Source organism: Mesorhizobium sp. PL10, from assembly GCF_053714315.1.
Window position 1 is genome coordinate 272,086 of the sequence record NZ_JBSKBR010000007.1, and the last position, 18,832, is coordinate 290,917.

Here is an 18,832-nt window from a genome sequence, read left to right on the forward strand (position 1 = left end):
CTAATCCAGCGTGCGCCTGAACCGCACCAGCGCGACGCCGGCAAACAAGGCCACGAACGCGACCAGCCAGGCGATCTCCCCCGCCACCGCAGGCAGCTCTGCGCCCTTCAGCATCACCGCGCGGGTGATGCGCAAAAAATGCGTCAGCGGAAAAATCTCGCCGAAGGTCTGCGCCCAGCCTGGCATGCCGCGATAGGGGAACATGAAGCCCGACAGCAGAATCGACGGCAGGAAGAAGAAGAAGGTCAGCTGCAGCGCCTGCATTTGCGTGCGGGCAATGGTCGAGATGGTGTAGCCGAGCAGCACCAGCGCCAGCACGAACACCAGCACGGCGCTGAGCAGCAACGTTATCGACCCGGTGAAGGGGATGGCGAACAGAAGCTTCGACGCCGCCAGCACCACCACCACCTGCACGCCGCCGACCACCAGATAGGGCAGCACCTTGCCCATCATGATCTCAAGCGGGCTCGATGGCATGGCGAGCAGGTTTTCCATCGTGCCGCGCTCGGTCTCGCGCGTCAGCGCGATCGAGGTCATCATCACCATGGTCATCTGCAGGATGACGCCGAGCAGGCCGGGCACGATGTTGTATTGCGAGACGCCTTCCGGATTGTAGCGCCGGTGCACGACGACATCGAGCTGGCCACGCGCGGTTTCCGCCGCGGCCTCCTGCATACCTTGCGCCCTGAGCAGCGCCTGGCCGGCGACGGTGCCCAGCGTCGAGATGGCGCCGCTCGCCACCGCCGGGTCGGTGGCGTCGGCCTCGATCAGGATTTGCGGCTTGTCGCCACGCTCCACCCGGCGGCCAAAATCGGCAGGAATGGTGACGACGAAGGCGACGTCGCCACGCGCCATCAGGAACTCGGCCTCCTCGGCGCTTTGCGCGACATGGTCGAAGCGGTAATAGCCAGTCGTCTGCAGCGCCGACACCATGGCGCGCGTATAGGGGTCGCTGCTCATCGCCACCAGGGCCGCGGGCAGGCTCTTCGGATCGTTGTTGATGGCGTAGCCGAACAGCACCAGCTGGATCAGCGGCACGCCCAGCATCATGGCGAAGGTGATGCGGTCGCGCCGCATCTGGATGAATTCCTTGATCAGCAGTGCCCCCAGCCGGGCGAAGGAGAAGACCGCGTTCATGCCATATTGTCCTTCGAGCCGGACATGAACTGGATGAAAACATCTTCCAGGCTGGTCTCGCCGGGCTGCACGGTGACGCCCTTGTGATCCTTCTCGACATCGGCGAGCGCCTTTTTCAGCGCCGCCGCATCGGAGCCGACGACATGCAGCGTGGCGCCGAACGGCGCCACCTGGTCGACGCCGGGGCGCCCTTGCAGCGCTTGCGCCACCTGGTCGAGCTGCGGTCCCTGCAGCACGAAAGTGGTCAGCCCGGCATTCTCCACCACTTCGGCAACGGTGCCGGTGGTCAGCATCTTGCCGTAGGAGATGTAAGAGATGCGGTGGCAGCGCTCGGCCTCGTCCATATAGTGGGTGGAGACCAGCACGGTCAGTCCGCCGCTGGCGAGGCGATGGATTTCGTCCCAGAACTCGCGCCGCGCTTTCGGGTCGACGCCGGCGGTCGGCTCGTCGAGCAGCAGCAGCTTCGGTTTGTGCATGATGCAGGCGGCCAGCGCCAGGCGCTGCTTCCAGCCGCCCGACAGCGTGCCGGCGAGCTGATTGCGGCGGGTCGAGAGGCCGAGATCCTCCAATGTGCGAGCCACATGCTCCCCTACCGGCTTCAACCGGTAGAGCCGCGCCACGAATTCGAGGTTCTCGCCGATTGTCAAATCCTCGTAGAACGAGAACTTCTGCGTCATGTAGCCGACTTCGCGCTTGATGCGGAGCGACTCGGTGCGGATGTTGAAACCCAGCACCGTGCCTTCGCCCTCATCGGGTGTCAGCAGACCGCACATGATGCGGATGGTCGTTGTCTTGCCGGAACCGTTCGGCCCGAGGAAACCGACGATCTCGCCTTCGGCCACCGTCATCGTTACATGGTCGACGACGGTCTTGTCGCCGAAGCGCTTGACCAGGCCATGAACGTCGATGGCGTTCATTTTGCCGAAGCCGCCAGTTCGACATCGACGATCTGTCCCGGCTTTAGCGCTTGCGCCTCGCCCTCGGGCCGCGCCTCGACGAGGTAGACCAGCTTCTGCCGGTTCTCGAGCGAATAGATCACCGGCGGGGTGAATTCCGGGTCGGGCGAGACATAGCTGACGCGCGCCCTCACATCCGCCCCGCATCCGTCGCAATGGACAGCAAGCAGCGTGCCGACCTTGATCGACGAGAAGGCGGTCTCCGGCACATAGACGCTGAGTTTCACCGCGCCATCCGGCAGCATCGAGATGACGGGCGCGGTCGGCCCGGCAGTGTCGCCGGGGTTGCGGATCACATCGTTGACGCGGCCGGACGAGGGCGCCGCCAGCACCCGCTTCGACAGCCGCCATTGCGCCTGTTCCAGCGCCGACTGCGCCTGCCTGACCTGGTTGTCCGCCGCCTTGATGGTTTCGGGCCGTGCCGGCAGGCCACCGACGGCGAGATTTGCCTCCGCCTGGCCGACCTGCGCATTTGCCGTCTCCAGCGTCGCCGACGCGGTGTCGTAGTCGGCCTGCGTGCCGGTGCCGCGCTTGAACAGATCGGAGGCGCGGTCATAACGGCGCCTGGCGTCGGTGGCTTGCGCGCGGGCCATGTCGACCTCGGCCTTCAGCACCGCGATTTCTTCCGGTCTTTTGCCGACCTGCAGATCGGCAAGCTGCGCCTGCGCCTGGGCGAGAGCTGCCTCGGCCTGGGCGACGGCGATTTTGGCGTCGGCGCTTTCCAGCGTCACCACCGGCGTGTTTGTTACAACGCGATCGCCACGCTTGACCGTCACGGTCTCGACCTGCGCCACCTCGATCGGCGCCAGAAGCACATAATCGCCCTCGACATAACCAACGGCCAGCGGCGCTGCCGGCGTGCAGGCGCCGAACAGCTGGGCCGCGAGCGGCAGGGAACAGAGAAAACTCATCGCTTGCCCTCCTTGCGGGCGGCGGCCTTGCGCGCGCCGAGCATGGCCTCGAGATTGTTGGTGGCGACCGCAACCACCTTGGCGGCTTCCGCGGCGCCGATTTCGCGCCAGCCCATCCGGCGCAGCACCGCCTCGCGGCCGATGCGGAAATAGATGACCTGGCCGATCAGGGTGAAAACGGTGAGCTTGGTGGCCTCGCTCTCGGCCAGCTCGCCGGTCGCCTGTTCCCAGACCTGGCAGAGCCGCCGATGCGTCGGCTCGAACACGCCGGCATAGATGCGGTCGAGCGCGGCCGTGGGATGCGAGAGCTCGCGAAGTACGAATTGTACGATTTCGCCAGCCTCGGGACTCGCGACGATGAACCCCACCATGCGCTCCAGCGCGGCGACCAGCTGCGCCCTGGCGGCCTCGGGGGTGGACGGAGCCGACGCTGGCCCGATCGCCTGTCCGGCAATTGCCTGGATGGTCTCGACGATGTGGTCGGCGGCAGCCGCGCGCAGCCCTTCCTTGCTGCCGAAATGATAGGCGATGGAGCCGATGTTAGCCTTCGCCTCCGCAGCGATCTCGCGCGTCGAGGTGCCGTCGAAGCCCTGCCGTCCGAACAGTTTGAGCGCGGCCAGCACAAGTGCGGCGCGCGTCTGCTCAGCGGGCGATGTCTCCTGGCGGGGCGCTTTATTCGGTGCGGCTTTGATCATGTTGATCTATTTAATCAATCGATTGATTAAAGTCAAACTGATTCTCTGTGGCGGCTTGCCATGTCGAGCCGCAGGCGCTTTAGTGCGTGGCCATGGGCAAGGAAGTCGAGCGCAAGTTCCTGGTCTCCAGCGCCGGGTGGCGTAATCTGGCCGAGGCGGATATCCGCATTCGCCAGTTCTATCTTGCCGCAGCCCCTGGCCGCACCGTGCGCGTGCGCATCAGCGACGGTAGCTCGGCGAAACTGACGCTCAAATTCGGTAGCCGCGCCCGCGAGCGCGACGAATACGAGTATACGATCCCGCTGGCCGATGCCGAGGAGATGCAGGCCTTCGCCATCGGACATGTCATCGAGAAGACACGGCACCATGTTAGGCATCGCGGCTATCTCTACGAAGTGGATGTTTTCGGCGGGATTCTTGGCGGCCTTGTGGTGGCCGAGCTCGAGACGCCGGAGGATGTACCTGACGAAATGCTGCCTGATTGGCTCGGCCGCGAAGTGACCGGCGAGCAAAGGTTTTACAACGCGTCGCTCGCCCTTGGGGGGATTCCGGAGATCGCCGCATGAGTTTTCGCATCGACCCGCGCCTGCCGCTGACCGGCGAGGTCAGGCGCATCCTTGGCGAGGAGATCGCCAAGGCGCTTGCCCATCTGGCCGTCGCACACGACCGGCCGGAGCAAGCGCTGCACAAATGCCGCAAGCGGCTGAAGAGCGCGCGTGCCTTGCTGCGCCTTGTCCATTCCGGCAACGAAACGTTTTGCCAGACCGAAAACCAGTGCTACCGTCAGGTGGCGGCCCTGCTTGCCGGCCCCCGCGAAGCGACCGCGCTGGTCGAGACCATCGACCGGCTGGCAGCGGCCTTCCCTGAGCAAGTTGCCGGCGGCGGCCTCGACAGCGTGCGCGACCGGCTTGTCACCCGCCAGCATGAAATGCATGCCGGTGCCGGCCTCGACGCGGCAATCGGCGCGGCGACCGCCGCCTGCGAGGAAGGCCTGGTGCGGATAGAGCGGCTGCTGCTCCCAGATTTGCCCGAACATGCCGCCGACGTGCTTGCCGACGGCGCCCGCAAGACCTTACGCCGCGCCAGGAAGGCGCTGGACAGAGCGGGTTCGCGTGGCGAAGCAGAGGATTTCCACGATCTGCGCAAGGCGGCAAAGACCCATTCGATGCATCTGTCGCTGCTCGGCCGGCTGTGGCCGACGCCGATCAAGGTGCGGCGCAAGGCGGTCGACGAACTGGGCGAAAAACTCGGCGAACTGCACGATGTCTTCGTCATGCGCGCGCTGCTCGAAGCCGACGGCGAGCCGCTTGGCGATGCGCAGGACACCAAGCTTCTCGGCAAGCTGTTGAAGCGCTCGGAAAAGAGCCTGAAGAAGGCCTGTCTCGCCGGGGCTGCCGAACTGTTCGGCGACAGCCCCAAGCGCTCGACAAAGAAACTCGCCCGCAATGCACGCGATGATCTGGCCGGCCCGGCGCCCCTCGAAGACGCGACCGTCGGCTGACGCTGGCCCTCCCCCGCCTGCTCGTGCTAGTCACGCTCTACCATGACCGCGCCTCGCGACACGCTTCTCGACCGGCTTGGCCGCTGGCTTGCCGGCCGGCTGCAGGATGAATCATCGGGCTATGAGCCCTACACGCCATCCGATGCCGAGACGCTGCGGCGCACGCTCGAGCCCGGCGACATCCTGCTTGTCGAGGGCAACCAGAAGATCTCGGCGGTGATCAAGTACCTGACGCAATCAACCTGGTCGCATGCGGCCTTCTATGTCGGTGATGCCTTGCCCAAACCGCCGGACGGATCGGAACGTCCCCGCCTGATCGAGGTGACGCTCGGCGAAGGCTGTGTCGCCGTGCCGCTGTCGCGCTACCACACCTATAACACCCGCATCTGCCGGGCGAGCGGGCTGGCGCCGGAGGATCGCGACCATGTCGTCGCCTTCATGATCGGCAAGCTCGGCCTGAGATACGATCTCAAGAACATTTTCGACATGCTGCGCTTTTTCATGCCGACGCTGCCCGTTCCGGTGCGCTGGCGCCGCCGCATGCTGGCTTTCGGCTCTGGCGATCCAACGCGCGCCATCTGCTCGACGCTGATCGCCGAAGCTTATGGCGAGATTCGCTATCCGATCCTGCCCGAGATCACCCGCGCGCCCGGCCGCGCCTCGGCGCAGTCGAACTATTCGCGCAGGGAAATCCTGCACATCCGCCATCACTCGCTCTACACGCCGCGCGACTTCGACCTGTCGCCCTTCTTCCGGATCGTCAAGCCGACACTGGAATACGGTTTCGACTACCGGGCAGTGACCTGGGAGGACAGGGCAAGCACAGACGCCGCAGCCGCAACGGCTGGCGCTATAGCCTCAGACACGTGATGGCTTTCGGCCATGGGGCAAGACATGGCGCCCTGGCCGAGGCGCAGGCGTTTCACATGGCAGCTTAAATCACGCCGAAACCGCAACAGCGGCCTGGTTTTCGGCTCTGTGTTCGACCCAGACATGGACCGGTTCGTCCCGGCCGCGGATGCTCACCGGTCCATGATCGCGCGCATTCAACTGTGTCGTGGGCGATTCCGCCTTCGCGGCCTCGATCAGTCGTGACCCAAAGCAAATATTCGCCTGAAGCTCGCGGCAAAGCGCCTGCAAACGGCTGGCGACGTTGACGGTGTCGCCCACCACCGCGAAGGACAGATTGCGCTCGCTGCCGACCGCGCCGATGACGACTGCGCCATATTGCGCACCGATCCGAACGTCCAGCTGTGGGTATCCCCTGGACACTCGCTGTACATTCCAGTCTTCGAGAGCGGCGATCATCGCTTCGGCGCACTGGATGGCCCGGGTCGCATCGTCGTGGCTGGCTTGCGGAACCCCGAATGTCGCCATGATGCAATCGCCGATATAGTTATCGACAGTGCCATGGTGGTCGAAAACGACCTGCTCCATGCGCCGGTGGAACTGACGCAGAAGTTCGAACACCGCCTCGGCCGGATGATCCTCGGAATAGTGCGTGAAGCCGACAATGTCGGCGAACAGCACCGCGATATCCTGCCGGCGGACCGGGCCGAAGGGCTCGTCGTCAGTGGCGAGCTGGTCGACGACATTGGGCGAAAAGTGCCGGGCGAGATTGGCGCGGGCGCGCTCTGCCTTGACATAGTCATCCGACAGATGTCGGGAGCGCGAGACGACCAGCGCCATGATCGCGCCGATGATCAGCACGATCAACACATTGGTCGCCTGTGCGAATGTGTCGACGAAATTGGGGTTGAGATAGAGGTTCAGTCGCTCCGTCAGCGGCATCGAATAGAGGTTCGTCGCCGGAATGACGGTTTCCGGACGAGAAATCACCCATCCTACGCCGATCGTCCACGTCAAGGCCGCGAGCGCGCCGAGATAGAGCGCCAATCGTGTCGAAAGGGTCAGCGCGCCAAGGCATACGAAAATCAGCAGGAATTTGAAGCTGCCCTCGCGCAGTTGCATCGCGGCCGGCCCGACCTCATTGGAAAACGGGTTGGGCGTTACCAGCAGGACGGTCAACAGAATGATGTCCAGCGTACCGACGAGGTAGCCGATCCACCATCGCGCCGTGCTGCGACGGCGCGCAAAGAGAAACTGGATCAGGCCGACGAGCTGGAACAGCACGAGGCCCGCGAGCACGAAGAGCAACGCGGCATCCCAGGTGCTGATCAATGAGAAGAAGCAGGAGATCACGGCAAGCGATGCGGTACGCGCCCAGAACTGCAATGCAACACCCTGGCGTTCCGCGCGCTCGCGCAAATTCTTCAGGCGCGAATAGCGGCGAAGTTCAAGTGTTGGCGCTGTCGGCATGGGATCACTTCGATTCATGGGGACGGTCATGCGGTCTGGCAAATCAGTGCGCGAACTCTATCACGAATGTGGGTTTCATTTTTGAAGCACTGGCTGCGCCGTCGCGGGGATGTCACCTCCCTAAAAATGCCCTCAGCCGCCTCAACACCAGATCCGGAGCTTCAAGCTGAGGCAGGTGGCCGACGCCAGGCAATGTTTCGAACGACGCCTGCGGGATCAGCGCATGAAGCGCTTTGCCCCGCGCCAGCGGAATCCATGGATCGTCCTCTCCCCAGAGTATCTTTACCGGACAGCGTATGCCCCCGAACATCGGTTCGATTTCGGCGGTATATCTTTCATCGGCTTGCGCGAACTGGCGATAGAAACTCGCGCGCCCGTTCTCGGAAAGCCATGGCTCGACAAGCTTCTCGAAATCTCCGGAATCGATGTCGTTCACGATGGCTCCCTTGATGTAGGCCTCTACGACCGCTCTGTGGATATGCGGTGGCAGGCCCAGAAAGGCATCCACATGGCGACCGACATGATCGAAGAACTCCGATCCCCAAGGGCGCATCGCGACAACGTTCATCAGCAGATACCGGTCGAAGTCGCAGCCATGCAGCAAATGCGCCCGTAGCGTCGTCGCTCCACCCATATCGTGGGCGATGACGATCGGACGGTCGATATCCCAAGACGCAAGCATCTCGGCGAATATCTTTGCCTGCACATCGAGCGACGTGCGCTGCCCCGCGTCTTTCTCGGACTGCCCGTATCCGGGCATATCATACCAATGGACGCGATACCGCTCTGCAAGGTCCGGGATAATCCGATGCCACGAGAACGAAGACCACGGCCAACCATGAGCCAGCACGAGTGCAGGCCCGCTACCCAGTCGACCCGCTGCCACTGTGCCCGCGGATGTTTGCACGGTCTCATCGAGTTTCCACGACATGCAAATACTCCTCCCGGTATCCGGATTGGGGGTACCAACGCCGCATTTCAATCATCAAGCTGGCAGCGGCCGCTTCGCAGCCTCGGCGCGCGCGCCGGCATCGCGCGGATGCGGGCCGATCGGCATGATCGCCGGGAACGGCGTTGCACCAAAGGCAAACGTCCATTTGTAGCCGGTCAGCCCGTCTTCCGGCGTCGTGTGCTGGTCGTGGTGGGCGAGCAGCTTGACGCGCTCGGCCAGGTCCTCGGCCTCGCGCTTGACCATCTCCGCCGTCTCCGGCCGCATGCGCCTGGAGAACGAGACAAAGGTCGCTTCCCGCTCCAGATGGGTGATCGCCCAACCGATGAAGTTCTTGTTGGTCATCTCGAACAATGACCTGAGCGGTCCTTCGAAATTCCACTGGATGGGCGTTTCAACCAGCAGCCGGGCCGACAGCCCGCTGCCCAGCGCAATCAGGCCGAGCGCTTCGAGATCGCGCAGATAGAGGAACATCGAGGCTTCGCTCAGCCCTTGCGAGCGCATCACGCCTTCGGGGGTGAACTTCTCCGACAGCATGACGAAGATGAACAGCAGCGCCGGCCGTCCGGCCAGCTTGCGCTCGATCTCCGGCGCGATGCGGTTGACCGGCCCCGGTCCCCTGTTCATCGAGCCGAGCACGTTTTCCAGCTCGACGCCGGCGGCAGCGCAGATCTCCACCAGCCGGTCGAGCTTGCAGTTGCGCTCGTGGAAGATGCGCTTCACGGTCGGCTCGGAAACGCCCATGCGCTCGGCGAGGTCGCGATAGGTGACGCCCTTGGCCTTCAGCGTCCGCTTCAGCGCCTCGAAGATCAGTCCGTTCATGGGATGCACCTATTTCGCATCATTTGGTATCGGGTTTCGATACTAGTGGCAATCTGCCTTCCAGAAAAGTATCAAAGTCTCTAGCTCTCCGCTCGTCATCACAGGAGACCTGGCCATGAAAACCCTCATCACCTCGATTTGTGTCGCCGCCTTCGGGATCGCGCTAGCACCGACCGCACAGGCTGGTGAAGTCTGGCGCGCTTCCGGCTTCCAGCAGCCGGAATCGGCGCTGTTCGACGCCACCAACAACCGCATCATCGTTTCCAACATCGTCGGCAATCCCGGTGAAGCCGACGGCAACGGTTATCTCTCGGTGTTGTCTGCGGACGGCAAGGTCGTCGCCCAGCACTGGACCGACGGCATGGATGCACCGAAGGGCTCGGCGATCTCCGGCGGCAAGCTCTACGTCGCCGACATCACCAAGATGCGCGTCGTCGATCTCGCCAGCGGCAAGCTCGTCTCGACCATCGATGTGCCCGGCGCCGTTTTCCTCAACGACGTGACGTCAGACAGTTCGGGCAAGGTGTATGTCACCGACATGCTGGCCGATGCGATCTACCGCATTGACGGCGACAAGCCTGAACTGTTCGTGAAGGATGCGAAGCTCGCCTCGCCCAACGGCGTCTTCGCCGAAGGCGACCGGCTGATCGTGGCGTCCTGGGGCAAGGGCATCAAGGCCGATTTCAGCACCGCCGAGCCCGGCGGATTGCTGTCGGTCGACCTCGCCAGCAAGGCGATCACGCCGCTGCCCGGGGCACAAAACTTCGCCGACCTCGACGGGGTCGTCGCCATCGGCGACAGCATCTACGCCACCGCCTACATGACCGGCACGCTCTATCGCTACAAGGTCGGCGGCACGCCGGAAGCAGAAGTGCTGTTCAAGCCGGGCAGCGCCGATATCGGCACCGACGGCGCGTCGGCGATCTATGTGCCGCTGATGAACGAAGGTGAGATCGCAGCGATGAGTCTCGACTGAGGCCGCACACTTGCCGGCTCAGCCAGCGGATGCCTCTTTGAGCTGCGCCTGCGCGTCCCGGATCGAAGCGGCAAAGGTCACCAGCGGCCGCTTGACGCCGTGGGTGATCAGCATGCGCCGCGTCTGCGGCGAGGCGCCCGATATGATGAAACGAACGCCGGCGCGCTTCGCCTTGTGCGCCGCGCCCTCGATGACATTGGCCGCGGTGGAATCGAAGAACGGCACCGCCGAGCAATCGAGGATGAAGTTCTTGCGCTGGTCGGCGATGCGGTCGAGCACCGTGCCGACGGTCGAGGCGGCACCGAAGAAGAAGGCGCCGGAGATGCGATAGACGACGGTGTCGGCATCGCTGGCTTCGCTGGAATCGTAAGTGCCAGTGGTGTCGGCGACGTCCTCCGGTACCAGCGACTGATCCGCCTCGACGGCAATCGACTTGGCCATGCGGTCGATAAACAGGATCGAGCCCAGCGCGAAGCCGACAACGATGCCTTCGGTCAGGTCCCGGAACACAACGATCAGGAAAGTCGCCACCAGCACCAGCGCGTCGCCGCGCGAAGCCCGCAGCAATGTGAGAAAGGCTTGCTTCTCGAACATGTTCCAGCAGACCACCGCCAGTACGCCGGCAAGGGCGGCAAGCGGGATGTAGCTGGCAAGCGGCGCCGCCACCAGCATCAGCGCCAGCAGGATCGCCGAGTGAACCATGCCCGAGACCGGCCCGTGCGCGCCGGCCCGCACATTCGTCGCCGTGCGGGCAATGGTGCCGGTGGCGCAGATGCCACCGAACATGGCAGAGGCGATGTTGGCAAAACCTTGCGCCACCAGTTCGCAGTTGGAACGGTGCCGGCGTCCGGTCATGCCGTCGGCGACCACTGCCGACAGCAGCGATTCGATCGCTCCGAGCAAGGCAAAGGCGATGGCGTCCGGCAGCACGTCGATCATCCTGTCCAGGCTGATCGGCGGCAAGGCCGGGACTTGCAGGCTGCGCGGGATGCCGCCGAAACGCGTGCCGATCGTTTCGGCCGGCAGCGCCAGCAGCGCCGCCACGAACGAGGCCAGTGCGATGGCGATCAGCATCGCCGGCCATTTCGGCCGCCAGCGCTTCAGGAAGGCGATGGTGGTGATGGTCAGTGCCGCCACGAAAGTCGCCGCAACGTTGATCGTGCCAGCCGCTTCGCCAAGCGCGATCAGCTTGGGCACGAAAGGTCCCGGCTCCTTGCCGGGCAAGGTCAATCCGAACAGTTCGGCGATCTGGCCGGAAAAGATGATGACCGCAATGCCGGCGGTGAAGCCGACCGTCACCGGATAGGGGATGAACTTGATATAGGTCCCGAGGCGGAGGTAGCCGATGGCAAGCAGGAAGACGCCCGCCATCATCGTCGCCAGCAGCAGACCGTCGACGCCAACGCGCGCCACTGTAGCCGCCACCTGCACGATGAAGGCGCCGGCCGGGCCGCCGATCTGGAACCGGCTGCCGCCGAGCGCCGAAATGATGAAGCCGCCGATGATCGAGGTGTAGAGGCCGCGCTCCGGCGTCACACCCGAAGCGATGGCGATCGCCATCGACAGCGGCAGCGCGACAATGGCAACCGTCAGGCCGGACATGACGTCGGCCTTGAATTGCGGCAGGCGGTAACCTTCGCGCCAGACCGTCACCAGTTTCGGCGTGAACAGCTCCGAAAATGTCGGCTTCGCCAGGTGATGGGCCGGTCGATGCACTGCCCGCCGTGTCTGATCCATGGACTGCCTTCCGCTTGCGTGAAGGCGGCGGGATCGTCGGCAGGACTGTCGGCGGTCGCCGTCGCGACTGTATGCCGGCTCAGCCTTGCGGGTTCGGCGGCGCGACCGGCTTGAGGCGCACGCCCCGGCCGCCGCGCTCGCTGGTCTGGTTCTCGCCGATCAGCTCCACCCCGGCCTCGTCGAGAGCCTGGATGACCTTCATCAGCGTATCGACCACGCCCCTGACCACGCCGTCGCTCGCTTCCATGCGTTGGATGGTCGGAAGCGAAACCCCGGCGCGCTCGGCGAGCGTCTTCTGATCGATGCCGGCCAGCGCCCTCGCGGCGCGCATCTGCGCGGCAGTGATCATCGACCGGAACCCCCGTCTGAGTCTGCGGTTTCCACGTATAATACAATCATTATGATGTTTCAACCATCATGAAGCATATATGAAACATGATCCGTCTGTGGAGTCGGATGGCGGGAAACGGGATAAGCATGCTGCGCTAACGGGTTGATCGACCGGCTGATCTGATTGTCGCCCCGCGCCATCAGTCTTTCAGGTCGCTATCACTATCCGCCACCGCGTACCGCCGCTGCAGCAGCCGCGCCGCCAGCCAGCACAGCATTGCCCAGGCGAAGCCCGCGCACCAGCCGGCGAGCACGTCGGAAGGCCAGTGGACGCCGAGATAGACGCGGCTGACGCCGACCAGCAGCGTCGTCAGAACCGCTAGGCAGAGCACGAAGATCTTGGTCGTACGTCCCGGCAGAAAGCCCGCCGCCAGCGAGCCGAGTGTCAGATAGGTCACTGCCGAGACCATGGCATGGCCGCTTGGAAACGACAGCGACGTCTCTGTGACGAGGTGCGAGACGAGGTCCGGGCGCGGCCGGTCGACGCCGGCTTTCAACAGGCTGGACAGCGCCTGGCCGCCGGCCACCGCCACAAGGATGAACAGCGCCGTTCCTGCCTTGCGGATCAGCAGGAGGTAGACGATCACCGCCGCCACGATCAGCACCAACACCGCCGAGCTGCCGAGGCTGGTTATGTCGCGCATCGCGCCGTGCAGCCAGAGCGGGCCGAGCGGAACGTCGGAATGGCCGGTTTGGCGGAAGGCGAGCAGGATCTCGGTATCGAACGCATGCGGGGTGGTGTCGCGCGCCACCTCCATCAGTTCCTCGAACCCCCAAAGCCCGCCGGCAATGATCAGCCCGGCGAGCAGCACCGGAAACTCGATCCAGTTGGTGAGGGTGCGGAGGGCAGTCTTCATTGTACTATAGCCGTCCCTGCAGATAGGGCCCGAGCGTGATCAGCGCCACGGCAGCAATAGCCAGGACGATGCCGGTCGCCTGCAAGGTATTGACGCGTTCGCCGAAGAACACCAGCGCCACGACATTGACCGACACCAGCTGGATCACCGCCGACAGGCTGAACGACACCGACATGCCGAACTCGCGGACCAGCCGCAGCATGATCAGATTGCCCAGCGTATAGAGCGCCAGCGTCACCAGGATTTTGCCAAGGCTCGGCGCCAGCCCCCATTGCTTGGCCGCGGTTGCCGCCAGCAGGAAGATCACCGTCGAAATGACGAGCTGCGCCAGTCCCCAGAAGCTCACTTTGTCCCTCGCTGCCGTTTGTGGCAGCCCTTGTTCCGCAAGCGCGCCGGCACGTCAAGCGAACTGCAGCGGAACGTGCCCGGCCGGCGGCGAGAGATGGCCGGGTGGGTGGCAGCCGGATCGTGGTCTGATTGCCAACGCTCGAGCCGGATTTATCCGAATCCAGGCGACTGCTCCGCTCAAGCCTCGGGAAAGATTGGACATTTAAACACGGCGCCCTAGGTCTTCTGGAGGAGGCTGCCATGCCGAAGTCTGTTTATGACCGGGGCCTGCTCAGGCCCGATGATATTGCCAAGCTGCAACGTGTGTTCGACGAGGCCTGTAGCAGGCGCGACCTGCATCCCGATTCGACCGAGGCGCGCGAACTCGCGCTAACTGTGCTGGCCCTGCACAATGCCGGCATGGTCGAGGAGGACATGCTGATTGAAGCCGTCGGTTTCCGCCGGCTGGAGCCAAAATCGGCCTGAGGCCGCGAAGACGGCCCTTGGCCTAGCCGGCACGCTGCCAAGCGCGTCGGCCGCTGCCAGTCCTGCCGCTCCGGCGCCGATGACGATCACCGTCTCGTCGGCCCCTTTCGGCCCCGAGACGATGGGCATCGTTTCGCTTGTCGTTGCCGCCATTCGGTCGAGATTCCCTTTTAGCTGCGCCATGGGGACCCGTCCTGTAGGGCACGTCCTATATGGCACAGGGGCAATATGATCGATAATGAGGTCGCGTCAATGCGACTGATTCGAGGCCTCGGGGGCAGGCCTCTGTTATCATCGGCACGCGGAAGCTCGACCATGCCCTCCTTGCGTATCTTTCTCGACAGACTGCTGGAGGGCGCCGCAGCCAAGGTGCCGCGCCAGGATTTATCGCATGTCGAGCGGCTGGCGCTGGTCCGCCGGCACGGCGACTTCTCGCTGGCCTATTCGACCGCCGTGCAGCAGAAACTCTCTTATTTCGGCGACACCGACGGCTACATCGCCTTCGGCACCAAGATGAAGCACCATTTCGCGCTCGGCGATCCGGTGGCCCATCCGTCCGACCGGGCCGACTATATCAGACGCTTTGTCGAAGCCGCCGACAGCCCATGGTTCGTGCAGATCGGCGAGCCGACGGCGCGCGTGCTGTCCGGACTCGGCTATCAGGTCAACCGCCTCGGCATCGACACGCGGCTGGAGCTTCCCGCGCACAACTTTTCCGGCAAGCGCAACGAAACCGTGCGCTATTCCGAGCGCTGGCTGTTGAAGAAGGGATTTTCCTTTGGCGAGGGAGCGGTCTACCTCGACGAGGTTCAGCGCCTGTCGCAGAACTGGCGGGCCGACCGCATCGTCAAGCGCTGGGAGATGGCCTTCCTCAACCGCCCCTTTTCCGATCATCTCGGCATCGATATGCGCCGTTTCGTGCTCTACAGCCCGGAAGGCGAGCTTGTCGCCTTGCTCGATTTCGATCCGCTGTTCAGGGACGGCAAGGTGATCGGCTATACCACCTCGTTCAAGCGCAAGCACATCGATGCCTCGCCGCATGCCGAAATCGGGCTGACCAAATTCGCCGTCGACCGCTTTCGCGGCGAGGGCATTTCCGTCGTCACGCTCGGCCTGTCGCCGATGCTCGACGTCGGGATCAATGAATTTGCCGAATCGAGCTTCTGGCGCAACGCCTTCGAGCGCGCCTATGAATCGCCCTGGGTCAACCGCAGCAAGTTCAACCTCAAGGGCCAGGCGGCGTTCAAGCGCCGCTTCCACGGCGTCGAGGAGCCGACCTACATCGCCTTTCGCAAGGGCACGCTGGTCGAGATGCTGGGGCTGCTGCGCCTGATCAAGGCGGTCTAGCAAGATCCGTGGCGGCCAGCTCGGCCGATCTGCCCTCGGCAAAACGTAGATTTGACCGGCGCCATAGGCGATTGCCCAGGGCGGAGGGGGTCAGTTGCGCAGCCGGTAGCCGGTCCTGAATATCCAGGCGACGATGGCGATGCAGATGGCCAGGAACACCACGGTCATGCCGAGGCTGACGCCGACCGAGACGTCCGACTTGCCGTAAAAGCTCCAGCGGAAGCCGCTGATCAGGTAGACGACCGGATTGAACAGCGTCACCGTGCGCCAGGCCTCGGGCAGCATGTTGATCGAATAGAAGCTGCCGCCGAGGAAGGTCAGCGGCGTGATGATCAAAAGCGGCACCAGCTGCAGCTGCTCGAAGCTTTTCGCCCAGATGCCGATGATGAAACCGAACAGGCTGAAGGTCACCGCCGTCAGCACCAGGAAAGCAAGCATCCAGAATGGATGCTGGATATGCAGCGGCACGAACAGCGAGGCCGTCGCCAGGATGATGAGGCCGAGGATGATCGACTTGGTCGCGGCGCCGCCGACATAGGCGATGACGATCTCCAGATAGGACACCGGCGCCGACAGAAGCTCGTAGATCGAGCCGACGAATTTCGGGAAATAGATGGCGAAGGAGGCGTTGGAGATCGACTGCGTCAACAGCGACAGCATGATCAGGCCGGGGACGATGAACGCGCCATAGCTGATACCGTCGATCTCGGTGATGCGCGAACCGATGGCCGAGCCGAAGACGACGAAATAGAGCGATGTCGAAATCACCGGGGAGACGATGCTCTGCAGCACGGTGCGGAACGCGCGCGCCATCTCGACCCGGTAGATCGCCCATACTGCACGAAAATTAGGGGCTGCGCGAAAATTCATGGCTCTTGCCTCAGCAGATTGACGAAGATCTCCTCGAGCGAAGAATTTTGCGTGTCCATGTCGCGGAACTGGATGCCGGCCGCTTCGAGCTCGCGCAGCAGCGAAGCGACGCCGGGGCGTTCGCTCTGATTGTCATAGGTGTAGGTCAGCTGCGTGCCATCCGGCGAGAGTTCCAGCTTATAGTGCGAGAAGTTGTCTGGAATGGCGGTGAGGGTGTTACGCAATTCCACGATCAGGCGTTTGCGGCCAAGCTTGCGCATCAGCTCGGCCTTGCCCTCGACCAGGATGATCTCGCCGCGGTTGATGACGCCGACGCGGTCGGCCATCGCCTCGGCCTCCTCGATGTAATGCGTGGTGAGGATGATGGTGACGCCGTCGTCGCGCAGCCGGCGCACCATCGCCCACATGTCCTGGCGCAGCTCGACATCGACGCCGGCGGTCGGCTCGTCGAGGAACAGCACGCGCGGCTCGTGTGACAGCGCCTTGGCGATCATCAGCCGGCGCTTCATGCCGCCCGACAGCGTGATCGCCTTGGCGTCCTTCTTGTCCCACAGTGAGAGGTCGCGCAGAACTTTTTCGACGAAGCCCGGATTGGGCGCCTTGCCGAACAGGCCGCGGCTGTAATTGACGGTTGCCCAGACGCTCTCGAAGGCGTCGATGGTCAACTCCTGCGGCACCAGCCCGATCAGGCTGCGCGCGGCGCGGTAGTCTCTGGTGATGTCATGGCCGTCGACAGTCACCGTGCCCGTCGAGCGGTTGACGATGCCGCAGACGATCGAGATCAGCGTCGTCTTGCCGGCGCCGTTCGGCCCCAGCAGCGCGAAGATCTCGCCGCGCTCGATGCCGAGGTTGATTTCCTTCAGCGCCTTGAAGCCGGTGGCGTAGGTCTTGGTGACGCCGGAAATCGAAATGATGGAGGGCGAATTCGTGGAAGACATGAGGCGGGGAACGACTGCTTGAAAGGGATTTTTATTGCGCTGAATGTCGGTGCGCACGGCCGGAAGTCAATGCCGCTGCTGACAAATGTGGACAGACGTTCCCTTTTCGTCGTTTCGCCAAGATGTAGCCGAGGGGCACTGACGGTTCGGCCCGATCTGCTGCGACAACGCGCCCCGCGTGGCGCCACGCCGCTTTGACCGGGCTGGGCTTCCGCCCTATTGTTCAACCACAAACAGCAGCCGGAGCCCGCCATGGACCCGCTCATCCTGTCGCGAATGCAGTTCGGGGCGAACATCTCGTTCCACATCCTGTTTCCGACCATCACGATTGCGCTTGGCTGGGTGCTGCTGTTCTTCAAGCTTCGCTACAACGCCACCAACGATTCCGCCTGGATGCGCGCCTATTTCACCTGGGTGAAGGTGTTTGCGCTGTCCTTCGCCATGGGCGTCGTCTCGGGCGTCACCATGAGCTTTCAGTTCGGCACCAACTGGCCGGGCTATATGGAAACGGTTGGCAACATCGCCGGGCCGCTGCTCGCCTACGAGATCCTCACCGCCTTCTTCCTCGAGGCGGCCTTCCTCGGCATCATGCTGTTCGGCTTCCGCCGCGTGTCGAACCGCGTCCACACGCTGGCCACCGTGCTGGTCGCCGGCGGCACCACGCTATCCGCCTTCTGGATCATCGCGCTGAACTCCTGGATGCAGACGCCGGCCGGCTTCGAGATGATCGACGGCAAGGCGCATCCGGTCGACTGGTGGGCGATCGTCTTCAACCCGTCCATGCCCTATCGCCTGACGCACATGCTGCTCGCCTCGGGGCTCACCGTCTCGTTCCTGATCGCCGGCCTGTCGGCGCTGCGCTATCTCAGCGGCGACCGCTCGGAATCGATGTGGAAGGCGCTGCGCACCGGCGTCTTCACCGCCGCCATCCTGATCCCGATCCAGATCTTTGCCGGCGACCAGCACGGGCTCAACACGCTGGAGCACCAGCCGCAGAAGATCGCCGCTATGGAGGCCAACTGGAACACCGGCCCCAACGTGCCGCTGGTGCTGTTCGCCTGGCCGGATGAGGCGACGAAGGAAAACAGGTTCGAGGTCGCCATTCCCGATGGCGCCAGTGTTGTGCTGCGGCACTCGACCAGCGGCATCGTACCGGGGCTGAACGACTATCCCGGCCTCCATCCGCCGGTTCTTCCGTTGTTCTGGGGCTTTCGCATCATGGTCGGCACCGGCATTTTGATGCTGATCGTCTCATGGTCGGCGACCTTCTTCCTCAAGCGCCGCCACAGCCTGCCGAGGCCGCTGGCCATGCTGATGGTGCCGATGGCGCTGTCCGGCTGGCTGGCGACGCTCGCCGGCTGGTACACGACCGAGATCGGCCGCCAGCCCTGGCTGGTCACCGGCGTGTTGAAGACGGCCGATGCCGTCGGCCCGGTTGCCGGCAGCCATGTCGCGCTGACGCTTGCCGTCTATCTCATCCTCTATCTGCTTTTGCTGATCGCCTATCTCGGCGTGCTGGTCCACCTGGCGTTGAAGGCGGCCAAGGATGGCGACACCTCGCCGCTGCCGGGCGTGATGAAGACGGCGATGTCGCAACCGGCCGCGGGGGAGTGA

The 18,832-nt window shown here is 63.8% G+C and carries 20 protein-coding genes; 7 read left to right on the forward strand and 13 right to left on the reverse strand.

Annotated elements, in window-relative coordinates:
- From ACWGTO_RS14355 to ACWGTO_RS14370, 4 genes are read right to left on the reverse strand one after another with little or no spacing between them, the layout of a single operon-like run.
- Positions 1–1,137, reverse strand: coding sequence for an ABC transporter permease (locus ACWGTO_RS14355; protein WP_454575469.1), 1,137 nt, complete (start codon positions 1,135–1,137; stop codon positions 1–3).
- Positions 1,134–2,054: an ABC transporter ATP-binding protein gene (locus ACWGTO_RS14360; RefSeq protein WP_454575470.1), complete on the reverse strand. Its 921-nt coding sequence runs from the start codon at positions 2,052–2,054 to the stop codon at positions 1,134–1,136. The genes ACWGTO_RS14355 and ACWGTO_RS14360 overlap by 4 nt, the downstream gene beginning before the upstream one ends.
- Positions 2,051–3,004 (reverse strand): HlyD family secretion protein, encoded by a 954-nt coding sequence (locus tag ACWGTO_RS14365; protein ID WP_454575471.1) that lies wholly within the window; start codon positions 3,002–3,004, stop codon positions 2,051–2,053. Before ACWGTO_RS14365 ends, ACWGTO_RS14360 begins: the two co-directional genes overlap by 4 nt.
- The gene (locus ACWGTO_RS14370; protein WP_454575472.1) at positions 3,001–3,699 is read right to left on the reverse strand and encodes a CerR family C-terminal domain-containing protein; all 699 of its coding nucleotides are present in this window, start codon (positions 3,697–3,699) and stop codon (positions 3,001–3,003) included. Before ACWGTO_RS14370 ends, ACWGTO_RS14365 begins: the two co-directional genes overlap by 4 nt.
- A gap of 92 nt (positions 3,700–3,791) precedes the next feature.
- Between ACWGTO_RS14370 and ACWGTO_RS14375 the strand changes: the two genes are divergently transcribed.
- Genes ACWGTO_RS14375 through ACWGTO_RS14385 form a run of 3 tightly spaced genes read left to right on the forward strand, consistent with a single transcriptional unit; the run spans position 3,792 to position 6,070 of the window.
- Positions 3,792–4,265 (forward strand): CYTH domain-containing protein, encoded by a 474-nt coding sequence (locus ACWGTO_RS14375; RefSeq protein WP_454575473.1) that lies wholly within the window; start codon positions 3,792–3,794, stop codon positions 4,263–4,265.
- Positions 4,262–5,200, forward strand: coding sequence for a CHAD domain-containing protein (locus tag ACWGTO_RS14380; RefSeq protein ID WP_454575474.1), 939 nt, complete (start codon positions 4,262–4,264; stop codon positions 5,198–5,200). The genes ACWGTO_RS14375 and ACWGTO_RS14380 overlap by 4 nt, the downstream gene beginning before the upstream one ends.
- Positions 5,201–5,242: 42 nt before the next feature.
- The gene (locus ACWGTO_RS14385) at positions 5,243–6,070 is read left to right on the forward strand and encodes a lipo-like protein (RefSeq protein ID WP_454575475.1); all 828 of its coding nucleotides are present in this window, start codon (positions 5,243–5,245) and stop codon (positions 6,068–6,070) included.
- A 69-nt stretch (positions 6,071–6,139) separates the two neighbouring features.
- Here the strand turns inward: ACWGTO_RS14385 and ACWGTO_RS14390 are convergent, their stop codons facing one another.
- From ACWGTO_RS14390 to ACWGTO_RS14400, 3 genes are all read right to left on the reverse strand, one after another.
- Positions 6,140–7,519: an adenylate/guanylate cyclase domain-containing protein gene (locus ACWGTO_RS14390; RefSeq protein ID WP_454575476.1), complete on the reverse strand. Its 1,380-nt coding sequence runs from the start codon at positions 7,517–7,519 to the stop codon at positions 6,140–6,142.
- A 112-nt stretch (positions 7,520–7,631) separates the two neighbouring features.
- Positions 7,632–8,450 carry an alpha/beta fold hydrolase gene (locus ACWGTO_RS14395; protein ID WP_454575477.1) on the reverse strand — a complete coding sequence of 273 codons (819 nt, stop codon included), beginning with the start codon at positions 8,448–8,450 and terminating at the stop codon, positions 7,632–7,634.
- 54 nt (positions 8,451–8,504) lie between these two features.
- Positions 8,505–9,290 (reverse strand): helix-turn-helix domain-containing protein, encoded by a 786-nt coding sequence (locus ACWGTO_RS14400; RefSeq protein ID WP_454575478.1) that lies wholly within the window; start codon positions 9,288–9,290, stop codon positions 8,505–8,507.
- A 115-nt stretch (positions 9,291–9,405) separates the two neighbouring features.
- On the opposite strand from ACWGTO_RS14400, the gene ACWGTO_RS14405 reads away from it, so the two are divergent.
- Positions 9,406–10,266, forward strand: a complete 861-nt coding sequence (locus tag ACWGTO_RS14405; protein WP_454575479.1) for an SMP-30/gluconolactonase/LRE family protein — start codon at positions 9,406–9,408, stop codon at positions 10,264–10,266.
- A gap of 18 nt (positions 10,267–10,284) precedes the next feature.
- Here ACWGTO_RS14405 and ACWGTO_RS14410 read toward each other — a convergent pair whose 3' ends face one another.
- The 4 genes from ACWGTO_RS14410 to ACWGTO_RS14425 all read right to left on the reverse strand — a co-directional run bounded on the left by ACWGTO_RS14410 (position 10,285) and on the right by ACWGTO_RS14425 (position 13,596).
- Entirely contained in the window at positions 10,285–12,003 is a 1,719-nt protein-coding gene (locus tag ACWGTO_RS14410) for a SulP family inorganic anion transporter (RefSeq protein WP_454575480.1), read from the reverse strand.
- A gap of 79 nt (positions 12,004–12,082) precedes the next feature.
- Positions 12,083–12,352, reverse strand: a complete 270-nt coding sequence (locus ACWGTO_RS14415; protein WP_023673276.1) for a helix-turn-helix domain-containing protein — start codon at positions 12,350–12,352, stop codon at positions 12,083–12,085.
- A gap of 181 nt (positions 12,353–12,533) precedes the next feature.
- Positions 12,534–13,250, reverse strand: coding sequence for a phosphatase PAP2 family protein (locus tag ACWGTO_RS14420; protein WP_454575481.1), 717 nt, complete (start codon positions 13,248–13,250; stop codon positions 12,534–12,536).
- A gap of 4 nt (positions 13,251–13,254) precedes the next feature.
- Positions 13,255–13,596 (reverse strand): hypothetical protein, encoded by a 342-nt coding sequence (locus ACWGTO_RS14425; protein ID WP_454575482.1) that lies wholly within the window; start codon positions 13,594–13,596, stop codon positions 13,255–13,257.
- A 242-nt stretch (positions 13,597–13,838) separates the two neighbouring features.
- On the opposite strand from ACWGTO_RS14425, the gene ACWGTO_RS14430 reads away from it, so the two are divergent.
- Positions 13,839–14,063 carry a hypothetical protein gene (locus tag ACWGTO_RS14430; RefSeq protein WP_454575483.1) on the forward strand — a complete coding sequence of 75 codons (225 nt, stop codon included), beginning with the start codon at positions 13,839–13,841 and terminating at the stop codon, positions 14,061–14,063.
- 315 nt (positions 14,064–14,378) lie between these two features.
- On the forward strand, positions 14,379–15,410 hold the full coding sequence (locus ACWGTO_RS14435; protein WP_454575484.1) for a phosphatidylglycerol lysyltransferase domain-containing protein: 1,032 nt from the start codon (positions 14,379–14,381) through the stop codon (positions 15,408–15,410).
- 90 nt (positions 15,411–15,500) lie between these two features.
- Here ACWGTO_RS14435 and ACWGTO_RS14440 read toward each other — a convergent pair whose 3' ends face one another.
- Together ACWGTO_RS14440 and ACWGTO_RS14445 are read right to left on the reverse strand one after the other, a co-directional pair.
- Complete coding sequence (locus ACWGTO_RS14440) at positions 15,501–16,280, reverse strand: ABC transporter permease (RefSeq protein WP_454575485.1); 780 nt, start codon at positions 16,278–16,280, stop codon at positions 15,501–15,503.
- Positions 16,277–17,218, reverse strand: coding sequence for an ABC transporter ATP-binding protein (locus tag ACWGTO_RS14445; protein WP_454575486.1), 942 nt, complete (start codon positions 17,216–17,218; stop codon positions 16,277–16,279). Before ACWGTO_RS14445 ends, ACWGTO_RS14440 begins: the two co-directional genes overlap by 4 nt.
- 252 nt (positions 17,219–17,470) lie before the next feature.
- On the opposite strand from ACWGTO_RS14445, the gene ACWGTO_RS14450 reads away from it, so the two are divergent.
- Positions 17,471–18,832 carry a cytochrome ubiquinol oxidase subunit I gene (locus ACWGTO_RS14450; protein ID WP_454575487.1) on the forward strand — a complete coding sequence of 454 codons (1,362 nt, stop codon included), beginning with the start codon at positions 17,471–17,473 and terminating at the stop codon, positions 18,830–18,832.